This window comes from Enterobacter sp. 148H3 (assembly GCF_034107425.1).
GTDB classification, from domain to species: domain Bacteria; phylum Pseudomonadota; class Gammaproteobacteria; order Enterobacterales; family Enterobacteriaceae; genus Enterobacter; species Enterobacter vonholyi.
Map to the genome: position 1 here is coordinate 26459 of NZ_JAWNEI010000014.1, position 19579 is coordinate 46037.

The following is a 19579-nucleotide window of genomic DNA, read 5'->3' on the forward strand; positions in this document are numbered from 1 at the left end:
CGATCCTTCTGTTGTTAGCCTTCGTCTTTTTTGTCGTCAACCAGCGGGCTGGCGTCGTGCTCGGCGTTGATCTCTTCCTGTGACAGCGGAGCAGGTTCTGCTTCCGGCGTCACGAAGGTTTCGGTTGAGACCGCCAGCGGCTGACCCAGTTTGGTAACCGACAGGCTTTCAAGCTGTTCAGCCAGCTTCACTTTGCCCGGCGCAAACAGGTTAATCACGGTGGAGCCCAGCTTAAAGCGCCCCATCTCCTGACCTTTCAGCAGGGCCACAGAGCCTTCCGCTTCACCGGCAGGCCAGGTCCAGCGTTTGATCACGCCTTCGCGCGGTGGGGTGATGGTGCCGGCCCAGACGGTTTCAATGCTGCCTACGATGGTTGCACCCACCAGAATCTGTGCCATAGGGCCAAATTCAGTATCGAACAGACAGATGACGCGCTCGTTACGGGCAAACAGGTTCGGCACGTTCTGCGCGGTCAGATGGTTGACGGAGAACAGGTCGCCCGGGACATAAATCATTTCACGCAGTATACCGTTACACGGCATGTGCACGCGGTGATAGTCGCGCGGTGACAGATAGGTGGTGGCAAACGTACCGTTGCGGAACAGATCCGCCATCAGGTAGTTACCTGCCAGCAGAGCTTCCAGACTGTAGTTATGGCCCTTCGCCTGCAGGATTTTGTCGTCTTCGATGTTACCCAACTGGCTGATCACGCCGTCTGCCGGCATCACCAGGACGTTAGGATCGGTGTTCAGCGGGCGCACTTCGTCGCGCAGCGGGCGCACGAAGAACTCGTTGAAGGTGCGGTAGCTGGCGATATCCGGCTTCTGCGCCTCTTTCATGTCGACCTTGTAATATTTTACGAAAAGATCGATGACCAGTTTGGTCAGCCAGCCTGCGCGTTTGCTCGCGCCCCAGCCCGCCAGGCGAGTGAGCCACAGTTTTGGCAGAATGTATTGAAGCGAAAGTTTAAATGCGTTTAACAAGGTAGCCTCCAGGCCATTGTTTTGTCGTTCCTGATCCGGCGTTAAGCCGCCGGAACCTGAAAAAGGGGGACGATTTTAGCGATGCTTAGCTTAGTTGTCAGTTATCAGAATCAGAAAAGTTTTTACGCGTTTTTACGTCTTCCATGCTCTCAAGAATACGGTGGTAATTCTCGAAGCGGGTTTCCGCGATCTCGCCTTTCTCAACCGCTTCACGGATAGCGCAGCCTGGGTCGTTATCGTGTTTACAGTCGCGGTATTTACAAGCGCCTAAATAATCATGGAATTCGACAAATCCGTTAAAGATTTGTTCCGGCTCCAGATGCCATAAACCGAACTCACGCACCCCTGGGGAGTCGATCACGTCGCCGCCGTGCGGGAAGTGGTACAGGCGTGACGCGGTGGTGGTGTGCTGGCCCAGACCCGAGACATCAGAGACATCGTTGGTCAGGATCTCTTGCTTGAGGCCAAGCAGGTTGTTCAGCAGGCTTGATTTACCTACGCCGGACTGGCCCGCAAAGATACTGATGCGGTCGGTAAGCGCCTCTTCCAGCGGTTTAAGACCATCTTTGGTGTGGCTGGAGACCATCAGCACGCGATAACCAATTTTGCGGTAGATATCCATCTGCTCATTCACGAAGGCCATGCCGTCGTCATCCAGCAGATCGATTTTGTTCAATACGATAATCGGTTCAACCTGCAGCGTTTCGCAGGCGACGAGGTATCGATCGATAATATTGAGCGAAAGTTCAGGCAAAATCGCCGATACGATAACAATCTGGTTGATGTTAGCGGCAATCGGTTTGACCCCGTCGTAGAAGTCGGGACGGGTTAACACGGACGTGCGCTCATGGACCGCTTCAACGATACCTTTTACCGTCACGCCTTCCGCCGCCTCTTTGCCCGGTCTCCAGACCACGCGATCGCCGGTCACCAGGGAACGAATGGTACGGCGGATATTGCAACGGTGAATATCCCCGTCGGCGGATTCGACATCGGCATGCATACCGAAACGGCTGATGACTACGCCTTCTGTCGCTTCACCAAACAGGTTGTCGTCATAATCCGGCTTCTCCGAAGTGGTTTTAAGACGGCGCTGGTGGTTGGCGTTTACGCGGCGCTGCTGCCCTTTGGAGAGTTTATTTTTACTCAATCGCGCTGGCTCCTGGTCGCCCGTAAGGGGCAAAACCTCTATGATACACTCTAATTAATACTAGTTAACCTGCTACTGCCGGTTATGCGAGAAGGGTGGAAAATAACATGAGCGCGGATGAAAACAACCTGATTTGGATCGATCTCGAAATGACCGGGCTGGATCCCGAGCGCGATCGCATCATTGAAATTGCAACGCTGGTGACGGACGCTAACCTGAATATCCTGGCTGAAGGGCCAACGATTGCGGTGCATCAGTCCGACGACCAGCTGGCTTTGATGGATGAATGGAACGTGCGTACCCACACCGGCAGTGGCCTGGTCGAGCGCGTGAAGGCGAGCACGTTTGGTGACCGCGAGGCGGAACTGGCGACGCTTGAGTTCCTGAAACAGTGGGTTCCGGCAGGCAAATCCCCTATCTGCGGCAATAGCATCGGCCAGGATCGCCGTTTCCTGTTTAAGTACATGCCGGAGCTGGAGTCTTACTTCCACTACCGTTATCTGGATGTCAGCACTTTGAAAGAGCTGGCGCGTCGCTGGAAGCCTGAAATCCTCGACGGCTTTAAAAAGCAGGGGACGCACCAGGCGATGGACGATATCCGAGAGTCCGTGGCGGAGCTTTCCTACTACCGCGAAAACTTTATTAAGCTGTGATTTTGCGATCCGGCGCCTTGCGTGGCCGGGTTTTTGTCGTTAAATTGTTCAGCTTGCCGATTTAATAAGCATTTGAACTTAATTTCGAAAAAATCGCTTTAAGGGGGGTTGCAGCTAAAAGGATTTCTCGTATAATGCGCCTCCCGTAACGACAGAGAATTACACGTTACGACAGCAACAAAAGCAGTGCAGATTTGCGGGAATAGCTCAGTTGGTAGAGCACGACCTTGCCAAGGTCGGGGTCGCGAGTTCGAGTCTCGTTTCCCGCTCCAAAATTTGAAAGTGCTTCCACAGCACGGACCACCCAAGCGGGAATAGCTCAGTTGGTAGAGCACGACCTTGCCAAGGTCGGGGTCGCGAGTTCGAGTCTCGTTTCCCGCTCCAAATTCTTCTTCATCTCTAAAATATCCACAGCGAAAAGCGTCGCTGGGGACGTTTTCTATTGTCTCTGAAATACTCTTTTTAACAGAGTTATCCACAGAAACTGCGCTTAACCGAAACAGGGTTAAAACTTAGCAGGGTGAATAATATCTCCATAACTAACTCTTTTTAAAGAATAAAATTTGATTTCAAAATGTTATTGAGATCACTTGACCTCTTCCCCAGCCCAGATGGCGCTTGAGTTTGTAATTTTATTCACAGGCTGTGAATATTTCAGGCATCCCGCGGAAGCCCTTTTTCAATCACCCTCACCAGACGCTGTTTCTTCGGCAGCTGCACCTCGACCACGCAGGCATTACGTTTCTCAATTTGCTGCGCAATCGCCCACTCGATGTGCTCATCAAGAAGTGGGTGCTCACCTCGACGGCTTTCAAGCGCCTGAATATTGGCTTCATCCCACGGGGCATTCCCCAGCGCGACGGCAACATTACGCAGCCAGCGCAAATGACCGATACGGCGAATGGCAGAACCTTCCGTCACCTTCAGGAACCAGGCCTCGGTCCAGGCGAACAGCTCAATAAGCGGCGGCGCATGCAGCGCCTTACGCGGGCTGAAATCCTCTTCGTCCGTTAGCTGCGAATAGCGGTTCCACGGGCAGATGAGCTGGCAATCGTCGCAGCCGTAGATGCGGTTGCCGATAAGCGGCCGGAACTCCTCTGGAATGGCCCCTTCCAGTTCGATAGTGAGGTAGGAGATGCAGCGGCGTGCATCAACAGTGTAAGGCTCGACGATAGCACCCGTCGGGCAGATGGTCATGCAGGCCACGCAGCGCCCGCAGCCTTCTTCGACCGGGCCGTCTACCGGCAGCGGTAAATCAATCAGCAGTTCGCCCAGGAAGAAGAACGATCCGGCGTCACGGCTGAGGATAAGTGAGTGCTTACCTGTCCAGCCAAGCCCGGCTTTTTCGGCGATCGGGCGCTCAAGAATAGGCGCAGAATCGACAAAGGGTCTAAAATTCAGCGAAACACAGTGCTGCTGAATGGTTTCCCCGAGTTTTTTTAAGCGGTTACGCAAGAGCTTATGGTAATCACGACCCAAAGCGTACCGGCTGACGTAACCCAAAGAGGGATTTTTTAGCGTGCGCGCAAAGGCCGCGTTGGCGGGTAGGTAGTTCATGCGCACGCTGATGACGCGTAATGTGCCCGGCAAAAGCTCGTGAGGACGGGCGCGCATCATGCCATGACGCGCCATCCATTCCATTTCGCCGTGGTATTGTTTATCCAGCCAGGCCTGCAGTTTCGGCTCGCTGGCGGAAAGGTCGGTATCGGTAATGCCCACCTTCTGGAAGCCAAGCTCAGCACCCCACTGTTTTATTTTTTGCGCTAATTCATTGAGATCGAGGGGCTGTGACATGACGGACCATACGGTGAAGAAAAACCCCGCAAGTATACCACATTCCATCTGGCATGCGGATGACCTCCGGCGTGCCGAAAAAGAGGCCGCAGACAGCCTCGGGATTACCCTCTATGAACTGATGCTGCGTGCGGGTGAGGCGGCGTTTAACGTTGCCCGCAGCGCGTACCCGCAGGCCGCTCACTGGCTGATTCTGTGCGGGCACGGCAATAACGGCGGTGACGGCTACGTCGTCGCCCGTTTGGCGGTTGCGGCCGGTATCCGCGTGACCTTGCTGGCTCTCGAAAGTGATAAACCGCTGCCGGAAGAGGCCGGCGCGGCGCGGGAGGCATGGCTTAACGCAGGCGGTGTGATTCATGCGCCTGATATCGTCTGGTCGGAAGAGGTGGATCTGATTGTTGATGGTCTTCTGGGCACCGGGCTGCACAGCGCACCGCGCGAAAATATTGCCGCGCTTATTGAACACGCTAACAGACATTCCGCGCCGGTAGTCGCCCTGGATATTCCCTCTGGCCTGATTGCACAAACCGGCGCGACGCCGGGGGCGGTCATTCAGGCAGCCCATACGGTGACCTTTATCGCCCTCAAGCCGGGGTTACTGACCGGTAAAGCGCGAGACGTGGTTGGCGTGCTGCACCACAATGCGCTGGGGCTGGAGAGCTGGCTGACCGGGCAGGAAATGCGCCTCGCGCGTTTTGATGCGTCACAGCTTGCAGCGTGGCTCCCGCCGCGCCGACCAACGTCCCATAAGGGCGATCACGGCAGGCTGGTGATTGTGGGAGGAGACCACGGTACGGCTGGTGCGATTCGTATGACGGGTGAAGCGGCTCTGCGCAGCGGTGCCGGATTAGTGCGAGTGCTCACTCGCATTGAGAATATTGCGCCCATAATCACCGCCCGACCGGAACTGATGGTCCATGAGCTTACGCTCCAGGCGCTTGAAGAAAGCCTGGAATGGGCGGATGTGGTGGTGATTGGCCCCGGGCTTGGGCAGCAGTCATGGGGTAAACAGGCCCTGCAAAAGGTCGAGAATTTTCGTAAACCGATGCTGTGGGATGCCGACGCGCTTAACCTTCTGGCAATAAACCCGGATAAGCGTCACAATCGCATTCTGACACCACACCCCGGCGAAGCCGCGCGCCTGCTTAACTGCAGCGTGGCAGAAATTGAAAGCGATCGCTTACTTTCTGCTCAGCGTCTGGTAAAACGTTACGGAGGTGTTGCTGTTTTAAAAGGGGCAGGAACCATTGTCGCCAGTGATGAGACGCTGGGCATTATTGATGCCGGAAATGCGGGCATGGCGAGCGGCGGAATGGGCGATGTGCTTTCCGGCATCATTGGCGCATTGCTTGGACAGAAACTTCCCCTTTATGATGCAGCCTGTGCGGGCTGCGTGGCCCACGGTGTCGCGGCGGATAAACTGGCTGCGCGTTACGGTACACGCGGTATGCTGGCCACGGATCTTTTTTGCACGCTGCGGCGTGTTGTTAACCCGGATGTGATTGACGTAGAAAATGACTAATCGAGCGATTCCTTTACCTGATGAACAAGCCACTTTAGAACTCGGCAAGCGCGTGGCGCAGGCCTGTCAGGGGGCAACCGTCATTTATCTGTATGGTGATTTAGGTGCGGGTAAAACCACCTTCAGCCGGGGTTTTTTGCAGGCGTTAGGGCATAACGGGAATGTGAAAAGCCCAACCTACACGCTAGTAGAACCGTACACCCTTGAAAATCTCATGGTGTACCACTTCGATTTATACCGCCTTGCGGATCCTGAGGAGCTGGAATTTATGGGGATCCGTGATTATTTTGCCAACGACGCCATTTGCCTGGTGGAGTGGCCGCAACAAGGTGCGGGTGTGCTGCCTGACCCGGATGTCGAAATTCACTTAGATTACCAGGCTCAAGGGCGTGAGGCACGCATCAGTGCTGTTTCCTCATCAGGCAGTTCCTTACTGGCGCGTCTGGCCGGTTAAGCGTAGGGATGACGGGATGATAAATCGCGTTAAAGGTTGGTTGTTGGCTGCCACCGTGCTGCTGTGCGCGCAGGCCGGGGCGGCAAACCTCTCAGATATTCAGGTATCAAACGGCGAAAGCCAGGCCCGGATCACGTTCAGCTTTATGGGCGATCCTGAATATGCGTTTTCACAGCCAGACAGCCACAGCGTGGCGCTGGATATCAAGCAGACAGGCGTGATCCAGGGGCTACCGCTGCGGTTCAGCGGTAACAACCTGGTGAAAAGTATCCGTTCGGGTACGCCGCAGGATAGCCAGTCGTTACGCCTGGTGGTCGATCTGACCGAAAAGGGCAAAACGAAGGCGGTGAAGCAGCAAAACGGGGCGAACTATACGGTGGTCTTTACCATCAATGCCGATGTCCCGCCACCGCCTCCACCGCCGCCGGTCGTTGCGAAACGCGTCGAAGAACCGGTGTATACGCCGCGTCCTGCTGAACCTGCGCGTAATCCGTTTAAATCGCAAAACGACCGCATTACTGCGGCAACCAGCAGCAATACGGTGACGCGTCCGGCGGCCAGCGCGCGACGCGCGACGGTCAGCGGTGACAAAGTGATTATCGCCATTGATGCGGGTCACGGCGGGGAAGATCCCGGGGCGATTGGTCCTGGCGGCACGCGAGAGAAAAACGTAACTATCGCTATCGCGCGTAAACTGCGTTCGCTACTCAATGACGACCCTATGTTTAAAGGCGTGTTGACCCGCGACGGGGATTACTTTATCTCCGTAATGGGGCGCTCGGATGTGGCGCGTAAGCAAAACGCAAACTTCCTGGTCTCCATTCATGCGGACGCCGCACCGAATCGTAGCGCCACCGGCGCCTCGGTTTGGGTGCTGTCGAACCGTCGCGCTAACAGCGAAATGGCCAACTGGCTGGAAGAGCATGAGAAGCAGTCTGAACTGCTAGGCGGTGCGGGCGACGTGCTGGCGAACAGCCAGTCCGATCCGTACCTCAGCCAGGCGGTGCTGGATTTACAGTTCGGTCATTCTCAGCGCGTCGGGTATGATGTCGCCACTAACGTATTGAACCAGCTGCAAAGCGTTGGCGTGCTGCATAAGCGTCGTCCGGAACATGCCAGCCTCGGCGTTCTGCGCTCGCCAGATATTCCGTCCATCCTTGTAGAGACGGGCTTTATCAGTAACAACGGTGAAGAGCGTCTGTTGGGAAGCGACAGTTACCAGCAGCAAATTGCCGAAGCGATTTATAACGGTTTACGCAAATATTTTGAGGCGCATCCTCTGCAGTCTGCGCCGCAGAGCGGCGCTGCCCAGACGGCCAGCGCAGCGCTGCCGGGTGAGATGACCGCGACCAACTAAGGAGAATTCATGCCGATTCAGGTTCTACCGCCGCAGCTCGCGAACCAAATCGCCGCCGGTGAGGTGGTGGAACGCCCTGCGTCGGTGGTGAAGGAGCTGGTGGAAAACAGCCTCGATGCGGGCGCAACCCGCATCGATATTGATATCGAACGCGGTGGCGCGAAGCTTATCCGCATTCGGGACAATGGCTGTGGCATTAAAAAAGAGGAGCTGTCGCTGGCGCTGGCTCGTCATGCTACCAGTAAAATTGCCTCTCTGGACGATCTGGAAGCGATTATTAGCCTCGGTTTTCGCGGTGAAGCGCTGGCCAGTATCAGCTCGGTTTCGCGTTTAACGCTGACCTCCCGTACCGCTGAACAGCAGGAAGCCTGGCAGGCTTACGCCGAAGGGCGCGATATGGATGTGACGGTCAAACCGGCGGCGCATCCTGTTGGGACAACGCTTGAAGTATTAGATCTCTTCTACAACACCCCCGCCCGACGCAAGTTTATGCGTACCGAGAAGACCGAGTTCGGCCATATCGACGAGATTATCCGCCGTATTGCGCTCGCCCGTTTCGATGTCACCATCAACCTTAGCCATAACGGTAAGGTGATGCGTCAGTACCGTGCGGTCGCGGAAGGCGGACAGAAAGAGCGTCGCCTGGGCGCTATCTGCGGGACGCCGTTTCTGGAACAGGCGCTGGCTATAGAATGGCAGCACGGCGATCTGGCTTTACGCGGCTGGGTTGCCGATCCAAACGCGAGCAGTGCTGCGTTCTCGGAAATTCAGTATTGCTACGTGAACGGCCGCATGATGCGCGACCGTCTCATCAATCACGCGATTCGCCAGGCCTGCGAAGACAAGCTCGGGGCCGATCAGCAGCCTGCTTTTGTGCTTTACCTGGAAATCGATCCCCATCAGGTGGATGTGAACGTTCATCCTGCCAAGCATGAGGTGCGGTTCCACCAGTCGCGTCTGGTTCACGACTTCATTTATCAGGGCGTGGCCACCGTGTTGCAGCAGCAGGCAGCACCAACGCTGCCGCTGGAAAACGACGCTCCAGCGCCGCGTCCGCTGCCGGAAAACCGAGTGGCGGCAGGGCGCAACCATTTTGCGGAGCCTGCCGCCGCGCGTGAACCGGAGACCCCGCGTTTCTCCCCGGCAGGGAGCGCACCGCGTTCAACGGGCGCGAACTACCCGAATGCCCAGCCTGGTTATCAGAAGCAGCAGGGAGCGTTGTACCGCAAATTGCTGGAAACACCAGCCGTGGAGCGTAAAGAGCACATTCCTGCCGCTCAGCCTTCTCTGGACGGGCATAGCCAAAGTTTTGGCCGGGTGCTGACGATTATCGCGCCCGACATGGCATTGCTTGAGCGTGACGGCAAACTGATGCTTATGGCACTGCCGGTCGCCGAACGCTGGCTTAAGCAGGTGCAGCTCACGCCCGGCGAAAATGCAGCCTGTGCGCAGCCGCTCTTGATTCCGGTTCGCCTGAAAATATCCCCTGATGAAGTAAGGGTATTGCAGCGTGCAGAGCCGCAGCTGGCGCAGATGGGTATTGAAACTGTGCTCGAACCACAACATGTGACAATTCGTGCAGTGCCTTTACCCTTACGCCAACAAAATTTACAAAACTTGATTCCTGAACTGATAGGCTACCTGGCGCAGCAAACATCGTTTGATGCCGCCAACACCGCGCAGTGGATCGCCCGCCATCTGGCAAGCGAACACGCGCCGTGGAGCATGGCACAGGCCATCAGCGTGCTGGCGGAGGTTGAACGCCTCTGTCCGCATCTGGTGAAAGCGCCGCCGGGTGGGTTATTACAACCTGTTGATTTACAAACGGCGATGAACGCCCTGAAACATGATTGACGCAAGTAAGGCGAGCCTGCCTAAGGCAATTTTTTTAATGGGCCCAACGGCCTCCGGCAAAACGGCGCTAGCCATTGAGTTGCGTAAGGTTTTGCCTGTAGAGTTGATTAGCGTCGACTCCGCCCTCATCTACCGAGGGATGGACATTGGCACGGCGAAGCCTGACGCAGAAGAACTGCGCGCGGCACCGCACCGTTTGCTGGATATACTCGACCCGGCTCAGGCTTACTCCGCAGCGGATTTTCGCCGGGATGCCTTAGCCGAGATGGCCGAGATAACGGCGGCGGGGCGTATACCGCTGTTGGTTGGCGGAACCATGCTCTACTTCAAGGCGCTGCTGGAGGGGTTGTCACCTCTGCCATCCGCGGATCCGGAAGTAAGAGCGAAAATTGAGCAGCAGGCGGCAGAGCAGGGTTGGGACGTTTTGCATCAGCAACTGGCGGAGATTGACCCGGTTGCTGCAGCGCGGATCCATCCAAATGATCCGCAAAGGCTTTCCCGGGCACTGGAAGTTTTTTTCATTTCGGGTAAAACTTTAACGGAACTGACGCAAACGTCAGGAGACGCTCTGCCGTATCAGGTGCATCAGTTCGCCATCGCCCCGGCGAGCCGTGAACTGCTCCATCAGCGGATTGAGCAGCGTTTTCATCAGATGTTAGCTTCAGATTTTGAAGCAGAAGTGCGGGCGCTTTTTGCCCGTGGAGATTTGCATACGGACATGCCTTCCATTCGTTGTGTGGGATACCGCCAGATGTGGTCGTATCTTGAAGGTGAGATTTCATACGATGAAATGGTTTATAGAGGTGTTTGCGCCACGAGACAGTTAGCGAAGCGCCAGATCACCTGGTTGCGCGGTTGGGAGGGTGTTCACTGGTTAGACAGTGAAAAACCGCAACAGGCGTTAAACGAAGTGATTGAGGTTGTTGGTGATATCGCTCACTGAATGTGTACAATTGAGGCGTATCGTGCGCAATTTTTCAGAATCGCAAGGTTCTAAGTACAAAACAAGCATATAAGGAAAAGATAGAATGGCTAAGGGGCAATCTTTACAAGATCCGTTCCTGAACGCATTGCGTCGGGAACGTGTTCCAGTTTCTATTTATTTGGTGAATGGTATTAAGCTGCAAGGTCAGATTGAGTCTTTCGATCAGTTTGTGATTCTGTTGAAAAACACGGTCAGTCAGATGGTCTACAAGCACGCTATTTCTACTGTTGTTCCGTCCCGTCCGGTATCTCATCACAGCAATAACGCTGGCGGCGGCACTGGTAGTAACTACCATCATGGCAGCAGCGCGCAAGGTTCTTCAACGCCGGCGCAGGACAGCGACGAGACCGAATAAGGTTTCGCACTGTTATCCACACGGGGAGCCAGGGATCCTGCGTTCCCCGCTGATCTTTTTAGAGAGGTTTACGCTTGTTTGACCGTTATGATGCCGGTGAGCAGGCGGTGCTGGTACACATCTATTTTTCGCAAGACAAAGATATGGAAGACCTCCAGGAGTTTGAATCTCTGGTCTCTTCCGCCGGTGTCGAAGCAATGCAGGTGATTACCGGTAGCCGTAAAGCGCCGCACCCAAAGTATTTTGTTGGTGAAGGTAAAGCAGTCGAAATTGCGGATGCCGTAAAAGCAACCGGCGCGTCAGTCGTGTTGTTTGATCATGCGCTGTCTCCAGCCCAGGAGCGCAACCTGGAAGCCCTTTGCGAATGCCGTGTTATCGATCGCACGGGTTTGATTTTAGATATTTTTGCTCAGCGTGCACGTACCCATGAAGGGAAACTGCAGGTTGAGCTGGCGCAGCTGCGCCATCTGGCAACGCGTCTGGTGCGTGGCTGGACACACCTTGAAAGACAAAAAGGCGGGATTGGTTTGCGCGGTCCGGGTGAAACCCAGCTCGAAACCGACCGTCGTTTACTGCGTGGCCGAATTACCCAGATCCTCTCACGTCTGGAACGTGTAGAGAAACAGCGTGAACAGGGGCGTCGGGCGCGCACCAAAGCCGACATCCCGACGGTGTCGCTGGTGGGCTATACCAACGCCGGTAAATCCACCCTGTTTAACCAGATAACCGAGGCCCAGGTGTATGCTGCAGACCAGCTGTTTGCGACCCTGGACCCTACGCTGCGCCGTATTGACGTTGCAGACGTCGGTGAAACGGTGCTGGCGGATACCGTAGGGTTTATTCGCCACCTGCCGCATGACCTGGTGGCGGCGTTTAAAGCCACCCTGCAGGAGACGCGACAGGCGACTCTGCTGCTGCACGTGATTGATGCAGCAGACGTGCGCGTGCAGGAGAACATTGACGCGGTGAATGTGGTGCTCGAAGAGATCGATGCTCACGAGATCCCAACGCTGTTGGTCATGAACAAGATCGATATGCTGGACGATTTCGAACCGCGTATCGACAGAGATGAAGAAAACAAACCAATTCGGGTCTGGCTTTCTGCCCAGACCGGTATTGGTGTGCCACTGCTTTTCCAGGCTTTGACAGAACGTCTTTCCGGTGAGGTAGCTCAGCACACGCTGCGACTGCCGCCACAGGAAGGCAGGCTGCGCAGCCGGTTTTATCAGCTTCAGGCGATAGAAAAAGAGTGGATGGAGGATGACGGCAGCGTGGGGATGCAGGTGCGTATGCCGATCGTTGACTGGCGTCGCCTCTGTAAACAAGAACCTGCGCTGGTCGACTATATCGTCTGATCAGAAAGGGGATGCCTGAATAATTCGCCCTTGCATAACAAATATGGAGCATATACATGGCGTGGAATCAGCCCGGTAATAACGGACAAGACCGCGACCCGTGGGGAAGCAGCAAACCTGGCGGCAACTCTGAGGGAAATGGCAACAAAGGTGGTCGCGAGCAGGGGCCGCCGGATCTGGATGATATCTTCCGCAAACTGAGCAAGAAGCTTGGTGGCCTTGGCGGAGGAAAAAGTTCTGGCTCGGGTGGCAATTCCACTCAGAGTACGCGCCCGCCAATGGGTGGCCGCGTAGTGGGCATCGTGGCCGCTGCGGTAGTCATCATCTGGGCAGCCAGCGGGTTCTACACCATTAAAGAAGCAGAACGCGGCGTAGTCACCCGTTTCGGTAAGTTCAGCCATCTGGTTGAGCCGGGTCTGAACTGGAAGCCAACCTTCATTGACGACGTGACCGCGGTAAACGTGGAATCCGTCCGTGAACTGGCCGCCTCCGGCGTGATGCTGACCTCTGACGAAAACGTGGTGCGCGTTGAGATGAACGTGCAGTACCGCGTGACCGATCCTGAGCGTTACCTGTTTAGCGTGACCAGCGCCGATGACAGCCTGCGTCAGGCGACTGACAGCGCCCTGCGTGGTGTCATCGGTAAATACACCATGGACCGTATTCTGACCGAAGGTCGTACCGTTATTCGTAGCGATACCCAGCGCGAGCTGGAAGAGACCATTCGTCCGTACAACATGGGTATCACCCTGCTGGACGTCAACTTCCAGGCTGCGCGTCCGCCGGAAGAGGTGAAAGCCGCATTTGACGATGCGATTGCTGCCCGTGAAAACGAACAGCAATACATCCGTGAAGCAGAAGCGTACACCAACGAAGTTCAGCCACGCGCTAACGGTCAGGCGCAGCGTATTCTGGAAGAAGCGCGCGCGTATAAGACCCAGACCATCCTGGAAGCTCAGGGTGAAGTGGCTCGCTTTGCGAAGATCCTGCCTGAATACAAAGCAGCGCCGGAAATTACCCGTGAGCGTCTCTATATCGAGACCATGGAAAAAGTGCTGAGCCACACCCGCAAAGTGTTGGTTAACGACAGTAAAGGCGGAAACCTGATGGTGCTGCCGCTGGATCAGATGCTGAAGGGCAGTTCTGCACCGGCAGCAAAAGACACCAGCGGAGCGAACAACCTGCTGCGTCTGCCGCCAGCCTCAACAGGCAGCGCCAGCTCGAACACAACGCCTTCTTCGAACGATGGTGACATTATGGACCAACGCCGTGCTAACGCGCAGCGTAACGACTACCAGCGTCAGGGGGAATAAGGATGCGTAAGTCAGTTATTGCGATCATCGTCATCGTACTGGTCGTGCTTTATACCTCGATCTTTGTGGTGAAAGAGGGCGAGCGTGGGATCAAGTTCCAGTTCAGCAGCGTCGTGCGTGATGGCGACAAACGCCCGGTGATTTACGAGCCGGGTCTGCACTTCAAGGTGCCGTTCATTCAGTCCGTAAAAACGCTTGATGCGCGTATCCAGACCATGGATAACCAGGCAGATCGTTTTGTGACCAAAGAGAAGAAAGACCTGATCGTTGATTCCTATATCAAATGGCGCATCAGTGATTTCAGCCGTTACTTCCTGGCAACGGGCGGCGGTGACGTTTCTCAGGCAGAAGTGCTGCTGAAACGTAAGTTCTCTGACCGTCTGCGTTCTGAGATTGGTCGTCTGGATGTGAAAGACATCGTGACCGACTCCCGTGGTCGTCTGACCCTGGAAGTTCGCGATGCGCTGAACTCCGGCACAGCGGGCACTGAAGATGAAGTTTCAACGCCGGCAGCAGACGATGCGATTGCCAAAGCGGCTGAACGTGTTCAGGCGGAAACCAACGGTAAAGTGCCGGTGATCAATCCGAACAGTATGGCTGCACTGGGTATCGAAGTCGTTGACGTGCGTATCAAGCAGATCAACCTGCCGGTGGAAGTGTCCGAGGCGATTTACAACCGTATGCGCGCCGAGCGTGAAGCGGTAGCCCGTCGTCACCGTTCACAGGGCCAGGAAGAGGCTGAGAAGCTGCGTGCTGCAGCAGACTACGAAGTCACCAAGACGCTGGCGGAATCTGAGCGCCAGGGCCGTATCCTGCGCGGTGAAGGTGATGCGGAAGCCGCGAAGCTGTTTGCTGATGCCTTCAGCCAGGATCCTGACTTCTATGCCTTTATCCGTAGCCTGCGTGCCTACGAGAATAGCTTCCAGAGCAGCCAGGATGTGATGGTGCTTAGCCCGGACAGCGATTTCTTCCGTTATATGAAGACGCCGACTAACGCAACGCGATAAACTCAGGCTCGTTTGAGTATTCAAACCACCGCTCTCAACGGAGCGGTGGTTTTCTTTTATAAGGAACAAAAATGAATTCAACGATCTGGCTCGCGCTGGCCCTGGTCCTGGTGCTTGAAGGCATGGGACCGATGCTCTATCCACGCGCCTGGCGTCGAATGATCGCCACCATGAGCCAACTGCCGGATAATATTTTACGTCGTTTTGGCGGTGGTCTTGTGGTTGCGGGCATCGTGATCTACTACATGTTGAGGAAAACGATTGGCTGATCAAAAAGTAGGCGCAATCGGCGTATTTTGAGGTCAAAAAGTGCTGTATATCTGAAAAAGCGATGGTAGAATCCATTTTTAAGCAAACGGTGATTTTGAAAAAAATGGGTAACAACGTCGTCGTACTGGGCACCCAATGGGGTGACGAAGGTAAAGGGAAGATTGTTGATCTTCTGACTGAACGGGCTAAATATGTTGTGCGCTACCAGGGCGGTCACAACGCAGGCCATACTCTCGTAATCAACGGTGAAAAAACCGTCCTCCATCTTATTCCATCAGGCATTCTTCGCGAAAACGTCACCAGCATCATCGGTAACGGCGTTGTGCTGTCTCCAGCGGCGCTGATGAAAGAGATGAAAGGTCTGGAAGACCGTGGTATCCCTGTTCGTGAGCGTCTGCTGCTCTCCGAAGCCTGCCCGCTGATCCTGGATTATCACGTGGCGCTGGACCTAGCGCGTGAGAAAGCGCGTGGCGCGAAAGCGATCGGCACCACCGGTCGTGGTATCGGCCCGGCTTACGAAGATAAAGTTGCACGCCGCGGTCTGCGCGTGGGCGACCTCTTCGACAAAGCGACCTTCGCTGAAAAACTGAAAGAAGTGATGGAATATCACAACTTCCAGCTGGTGAACTTCTATAAAGCTGACGCTGTTGACTACCAGAAAGTGCTGGATGACGTCATGGCGATTGCAGACATTCTGACCGGTATGGTTGTTGATGTGTCCGATCTGCTGGACCAGGCGCGCAAGCGTGGCGATTTCGTCATGTTCGAAGGTGCGCAGGGTACGCTGCTGGACATCGACCACGGTACCTATCCGTACGTTACCTCCTCTAACACCACTGCAGGTGGCGTGGCGACCGGCTCTGGCCTGGGTCCACGTTATGTGGATTACGTGCTGGGCATCATCAAAGCGTACTCCACTCGCGTGGGTGCGGGTCCATTCCCGACCGAGCTGTTTGATGAAACCGGCGAGTTCCTCTGCAAGCAGGGTAACGAGTTTGGCGCGACCACCGGTCGCCGTCGTCGTACCGGCTGGCTGGATGCGGTTGCCGTGCGTCGTGCAGTGCAGATCAACTCCCTGTCTGGCTTCTGCCTGACCAAGCTGGACGTACTGGACGGCCTGAAAGAAGTGAAAATCTGCGTAGGCTACCGTATGCCAGATGGCCGCGAAGTGACCACCACTCCGCTGGCTGCTGACGACTGGGAAGGCATTGAGCCAATCTACGAAACCATGCCGGGCTGGTCTGAGACCACTTTCGGTGTGAAAGAGCGTAGCGGCCTGCCGCAGGCGGCGCTGGATTACATCAAGCGTATTGAAGAACTGACCGAAGTGCCGATCGATATTATTTCTACCGGCCCGGATCGTACTGAAACGATGATCCTGCGCGACCCGTTCGACGCATAATCTTCGTGACTGCTGGCCTGCGGGGAGACCCGTAGGCCGGATAAGCGTAGCGCCATCCGGCGACCGCTCCTGGATCTCCGCTTTTTCGCCCCGTCTGTCAAATAAATTAGCCGCTAACTATCTGGCTGGTTTATCATCATTAATGAATATCTCTGCGGTTTGTCCGCGATTTCCCTTTTTCCTGAGGTTGATGTGCAGTTAACAAGTTTCACCGATTACGGCTTACGTGCGCTGATTTACATGGCGTCGTTACCCGAGGGGAAGATGACCAGTATCTCTGAAGTGACAGAGGTCTACGGCGTATCCCGTAATCATATGGTCAAAATAATCAATCAACTTAGTCGTGCCGGATACGTTGCTGCCGTCCGCGGGAAGAATGGTGGGATCCGTCTCGGTAAACCGGCACAGAGTATTCGTGTTGGCGATGTGGTACGTGAACTGGAGCCGCTGTCTCTGGTGAACTGCAGCAGCGAGTTCTGCCACATCACGCCCGCTTGCCGCCTGAAACAGGCGCTTTCTAAGGCCGTGCAAAGTTTTCTCATGGAACTGGATAACTACACGCTGGCCGATTTGGTTGAAGAGAATCAACCGCTTTATAAATTATTGCTGGTGGAATGAAGAAAATTTCCACCGGAGCTGACAACGGAGGAACCGACATGTCACACGATCCTTTCCAGGAACGCGAAGCCGAAAAATACGCGAATCCTATCCCCAGCCGCGAGTTCATCATTGAACACTTAACAAAACGCGAAAAACCCGCCAATCGTGAAGAACTTGCCGTTGAATTAAATATTGAAGGTGAAGAGCAGATTGAAGCCCTTCGCCGCCGCCTGCGCGCGATGGAGCGCGACGGGCAACTGGTCTTTACCCGCCGCCAGTGCTACGCGCTGCCGGAACGCCTCGATCTGCTGAAAGGGACCGTCATTGGTCACCGCGATGGCTTCGGCTTCCTGCGCGTGGAAGGCCGTAAAGACGATCTGTATCTCTCATCTGAACAGATGAAAATGTGCATCCACGGCGACCAGATCCTGGCGCAGCCGCTGGGCGCTGACCGTAAAGGTCGCCGCGAAGCGCGCGTCGTGCGCGTTCTGGTGCCAAAAACCAGCCAGATTGTTGGCCGTTACTTCACCGACGCGGGCGTGGGCTTCGTGGTGCCGGACGACAGCCGTCTGAGCTTCGACATTCTGATCCCACCTGAAGAGGTGATGGGCGCCCGCATGGGCTTTGTGGTGGTGGTGGAACTCACCCAGCGCCCAACCCGTCGCACCAAAGCGGTAGGTAAAATCGTCGAAGTGCTTGGCGATAACATGGGGACTACGATGGCCGTTGATATGGCATTGCGCACCCATGAAATTCCGTACATCTGGCCGAAAGCGGTTGAAGAGCAGATCGAAAGCCTGCGCGAAGAAGTGCCGGAAGAGTCCAAAGTGGGCCGCGTGGATCTACGCTCCCTGCCGCTGGTCACTATCGACGGTGAAGACGCCCGCGACTTCGATGACGCCGTCTACTGCGAGAAAAAACGCGGCGGCGGCTGGCGCCTGTGGGTTGCTATCGCTGACGTAAGCTACTATGTTCGTCCGCACACCCCGCTGGATAACGAAGCGCGCAGCCGCGGTACCTCGGTCTACTTCCCGTCGCAGGTCGTGCCGATGCTGCCGGAAGTGCTGTCTAACGGCCTTTGCTCCCTGAACCCGCAGGTTGACCGCCTCTGTATGGTTTGCGAGATGACCATCTCCACCAAAGGGCGCTTAACCGGCTACAAATTCTACGAAGCGGTGATGAGCTCGCACGCGCGTCTGACCTATACCAAGGTCTGGCATATGCTGCAGGGCGACCAGGATCTGCGCGAACAGTACGCGCCGCTGGTCAAACACATCGAAGAGCTGCATAACCTCTACAAAACGCTGGATCAGGCGCGCGAAGAACGCGGCGGGATCTCGTTTGAAAGCGAAGAGGCGAAATTTATCTTCAACGCCGAGCGCCGCATTGAACGTATCGAACAGACCCAGCGTAACGATGCGCACAAGCTGATCGAAGAATGTATGATTCTGGCGAATATCTCGGCGGCACGCTTCGTCGAAAAAGCCAAAGAACCGGCGCTGTTCCGTATTCACGATAAACCGTCGACGGAAGCCATCACCGCGTTCCGCTCCGTACTGGCCGAGCTCGGTCTGGAATTGCCGGGCGGCAATAAGCCAGAGCCGCGCGATTACGCCGAGCTGCTGGAATCCATTAGCGATCGTCCTGATGCAGAAATGCTGCAGACAATGCTGCTGCGCTCGATGAAGCAGGCGATTTACGATCCGGAAAACCGCGGTCACTTCGGCCTGGCTCTGCAGTCTTACGCCCACTTTACGTCGCCGATCCGTCGTTATCCTGACCTCTCTCTGCACCGTGCAATCAAGTATCTGCTGGCGCAGGAGCAGGGGCATAAAGGGAACACCACCGAAACCGGTGGCTACCACTATTCGATGGAAGAGATGCTGCAGCTGGGTCAGCACTGCTCCATGACCGAACGCCGTGCTGATGAAGCTACCCGCGACGTGGCGGACTGGCTGAAGTGTGACTTTATGCTGGACCAGGTCGGTAACGTCTTCAAAGGTGTGATTGCCAGCGTGACCGGCTTTGGCTTCTTCGTTCGTCTGGACGAGCTGTTTATCGACGGTCTGGTGCACGTCTCCAGCCTGGATAATGACTACTACCGCTTCGACCAGGTCGGCCAGCGTCTGATTGGCGAATCTGGCGGCCAGACCTATCGTCTGGGCGACCGTGTGGAAGTGAAGGTTGAGGCCGTGAATATGGACGACCGTAAAATCGACTTCAGCCTGATCTCCAGCGAGCGCGCCCCGCGTAACGTTGGTAAAACCGAACGCGAAAGAACGAAAAAAGGCGGAAACGGCAAAACGAGCGGCAAGCGCCGTCAGGCCGGTAAGAAGGTGAACTTCGAGCCGGACAGCGCGTTCCGCGGTGAGAAGAAGCAGAAGCCGAAGGCGGCGAAGAAAGAAGCCCGTTCAGCGAAGAAACCTTCCGCGAAGACACAGAAAATAGCGGCTGCCACCAAAGCGAAGCGCGCGGCCAAGAAAAAGCAGGCGGAGTAAAATCTCCCCTCATCCTGACCCTCTCCC

Annotated in this window: 17 protein-coding genes and 2 tRNA genes; 16 read left to right on the forward strand and 3 right to left on the reverse strand. The window is 55.6% G+C overall.

Features of this window, described 5'->3' with window-relative positions; genetic code table 11:
- Positions 1 to 14: 14 nt before the first annotated feature.
- Positions 15 to 983: an archaetidylserine decarboxylase gene (asd, locus tag USH94_RS18355; protein ID WP_111965399.1), complete on the reverse strand. Its 969-nt coding sequence runs from the start codon at positions 981 to 983 to the stop codon at positions 15 to 17.
- A gap of 97 nt (positions 984 to 1080) precedes the next feature.
- Entirely contained in the window at positions 1081 to 2133 is a 1053-nt protein-coding gene (rsgA, locus tag USH94_RS18360) for a small ribosomal subunit biogenesis GTPase RsgA (protein ID WP_181574042.1), read from the reverse strand.
- A 107-nt stretch (positions 2134 to 2240) separates the two neighbouring features.
- On the opposite strand from rsgA, the gene orn reads away from it, so the two are divergent.
- From orn to USH94_RS18375, 3 genes are all read left to right on the forward strand, one after another.
- Positions 2241 to 2786, forward strand: a complete 546-nt coding sequence (gene orn / locus USH94_RS18365) for an oligoribonuclease (protein WP_023310130.1) — start codon at positions 2241 to 2243, stop codon at positions 2784 to 2786.
- Positions 2787 to 2982: 196 nt separating this feature from the next.
- Positions 2983 to 3058, forward strand: a tRNA-Gly gene (locus tag USH94_RS18370).
- A gap of 36 nt (positions 3059 to 3094) precedes the next feature.
- Positions 3095 to 3170: transfer RNA gene (locus USH94_RS18375), tRNA-Gly, on the forward strand.
- A gap of 270 nt (positions 3171 to 3440) precedes the next feature.
- Here USH94_RS18375 and queG read toward each other — a convergent pair.
- Positions 3441 to 4580, reverse strand: a complete 1140-nt coding sequence (gene queG / locus USH94_RS18380; protein ID WP_111965397.1) for a tRNA epoxyqueuosine(34) reductase QueG — start codon at positions 4578 to 4580, stop codon at positions 3441 to 3443.
- Between queG and nnr the strand changes: the two genes are divergently transcribed.
- The 13 genes from nnr to rnr all read left to right on the forward strand — a co-directional run bounded on the left by nnr (position 4579) and on the right by rnr (position 19552).
- A complete protein-coding gene (gene nnr, locus USH94_RS18385; protein WP_111965396.1) occupies positions 4579 to 6102 on the forward strand; it encodes a bifunctional ADP-dependent NAD(P)H-hydrate dehydratase/NAD(P)H-hydrate epimerase in 1524 nt (507 codons plus the stop codon). The genes queG and nnr overlap by 2 nt on opposite strands.
- On the forward strand, positions 6095 to 6556 hold the full coding sequence (gene tsaE / locus USH94_RS18390; RefSeq protein ID WP_013095283.1) for a tRNA (adenosine(37)-N6)-threonylcarbamoyltransferase complex ATPase subunit type 1 TsaE: 462 nt from the start codon (positions 6095 to 6097) through the stop codon (positions 6554 to 6556). The genes nnr and tsaE overlap by 8 nt, the downstream gene beginning before the upstream one ends.
- A 16-nt stretch (positions 6557 to 6572) precedes the next feature.
- Positions 6573 to 7913: an N-acetylmuramoyl-L-alanine amidase AmiB gene (gene amiB / locus USH94_RS18395; RefSeq protein WP_111965395.1), complete on the forward strand. Its 1341-nt coding sequence runs from the start codon at positions 6573 to 6575 to the stop codon at positions 7911 to 7913.
- A gap of 9 nt (positions 7914 to 7922) precedes the next feature.
- On the forward strand, positions 7923 to 9767 hold the full coding sequence (gene mutL / locus USH94_RS18400; RefSeq protein ID WP_111965394.1) for a DNA mismatch repair endonuclease MutL: 1845 nt from the start codon (positions 7923 to 7925) through the stop codon (positions 9765 to 9767).
- On the forward strand, positions 9760 to 10710 hold the full coding sequence (miaA, locus tag USH94_RS18405; protein WP_032662417.1) for a tRNA (adenosine(37)-N6)-dimethylallyltransferase MiaA: 951 nt from the start codon (positions 9760 to 9762) through the stop codon (positions 10708 to 10710). The genes mutL and miaA overlap by 8 nt, the downstream gene beginning before the upstream one ends.
- Before the next feature lie 85 nt (positions 10711 to 10795).
- Entirely contained in the window at positions 10796 to 11107 is a 312-nt protein-coding gene (hfq, locus tag USH94_RS18410) for an RNA chaperone Hfq (protein ID WP_023334248.1), read from the forward strand.
- Positions 11108 to 11181: 74 nt separating this feature from the next.
- Complete coding sequence (gene hflX / locus USH94_RS18415) at positions 11182 to 12462, forward strand: ribosome rescue GTPase HflX (RefSeq protein ID WP_023310136.1); 1281 nt, start codon at positions 11182 to 11184, stop codon at positions 12460 to 12462.
- 56 nt (positions 12463 to 12518) lie between these two features.
- Positions 12519 to 13775: an FtsH protease activity modulator HflK gene (gene hflK, locus USH94_RS18420; protein WP_111965393.1), complete on the forward strand. Its 1257-nt coding sequence runs from the start codon at positions 12519 to 12521 to the stop codon at positions 13773 to 13775.
- Between the two features lie 2 nt (positions 13776 to 13777).
- On the forward strand, positions 13778 to 14782 hold the full coding sequence (gene hflC / locus USH94_RS18425) for a protease modulator HflC (protein ID WP_111965392.1): 1005 nt from the start codon (positions 13778 to 13780) through the stop codon (positions 14780 to 14782).
- A 71-nt stretch (positions 14783 to 14853) separates the two neighbouring features.
- Positions 14854 to 15051 (forward strand): DUF2065 domain-containing protein, encoded by a 198-nt coding sequence (locus USH94_RS18430; RefSeq protein ID WP_111965391.1) that lies wholly within the window; start codon positions 14854 to 14856, stop codon positions 15049 to 15051.
- Positions 15052 to 15155: 104 nt separating this feature from the next.
- Positions 15156 to 16454: an adenylosuccinate synthase gene (locus USH94_RS18435; protein ID WP_111965421.1), complete on the forward strand. Its 1299-nt coding sequence runs from the start codon at positions 15156 to 15158 to the stop codon at positions 16452 to 16454.
- A 192-nt stretch (positions 16455 to 16646) separates the two neighbouring features.
- A complete protein-coding gene (gene nsrR, locus USH94_RS18440; RefSeq protein WP_111965420.1) occupies positions 16647 to 17072 on the forward strand; it encodes a nitric oxide-sensing transcriptional repressor NsrR in 426 nt (141 codons plus the stop codon).
- A gap of 38 nt (positions 17073 to 17110) precedes the next feature.
- Positions 17111 to 19552 (forward strand): ribonuclease R, encoded by a 2442-nt coding sequence (gene rnr, locus USH94_RS18445; RefSeq protein WP_111965390.1) that lies wholly within the window; start codon positions 17111 to 17113, stop codon positions 19550 to 19552.
- Positions 19553 to 19579 lie beyond the last annotated feature (27 nt).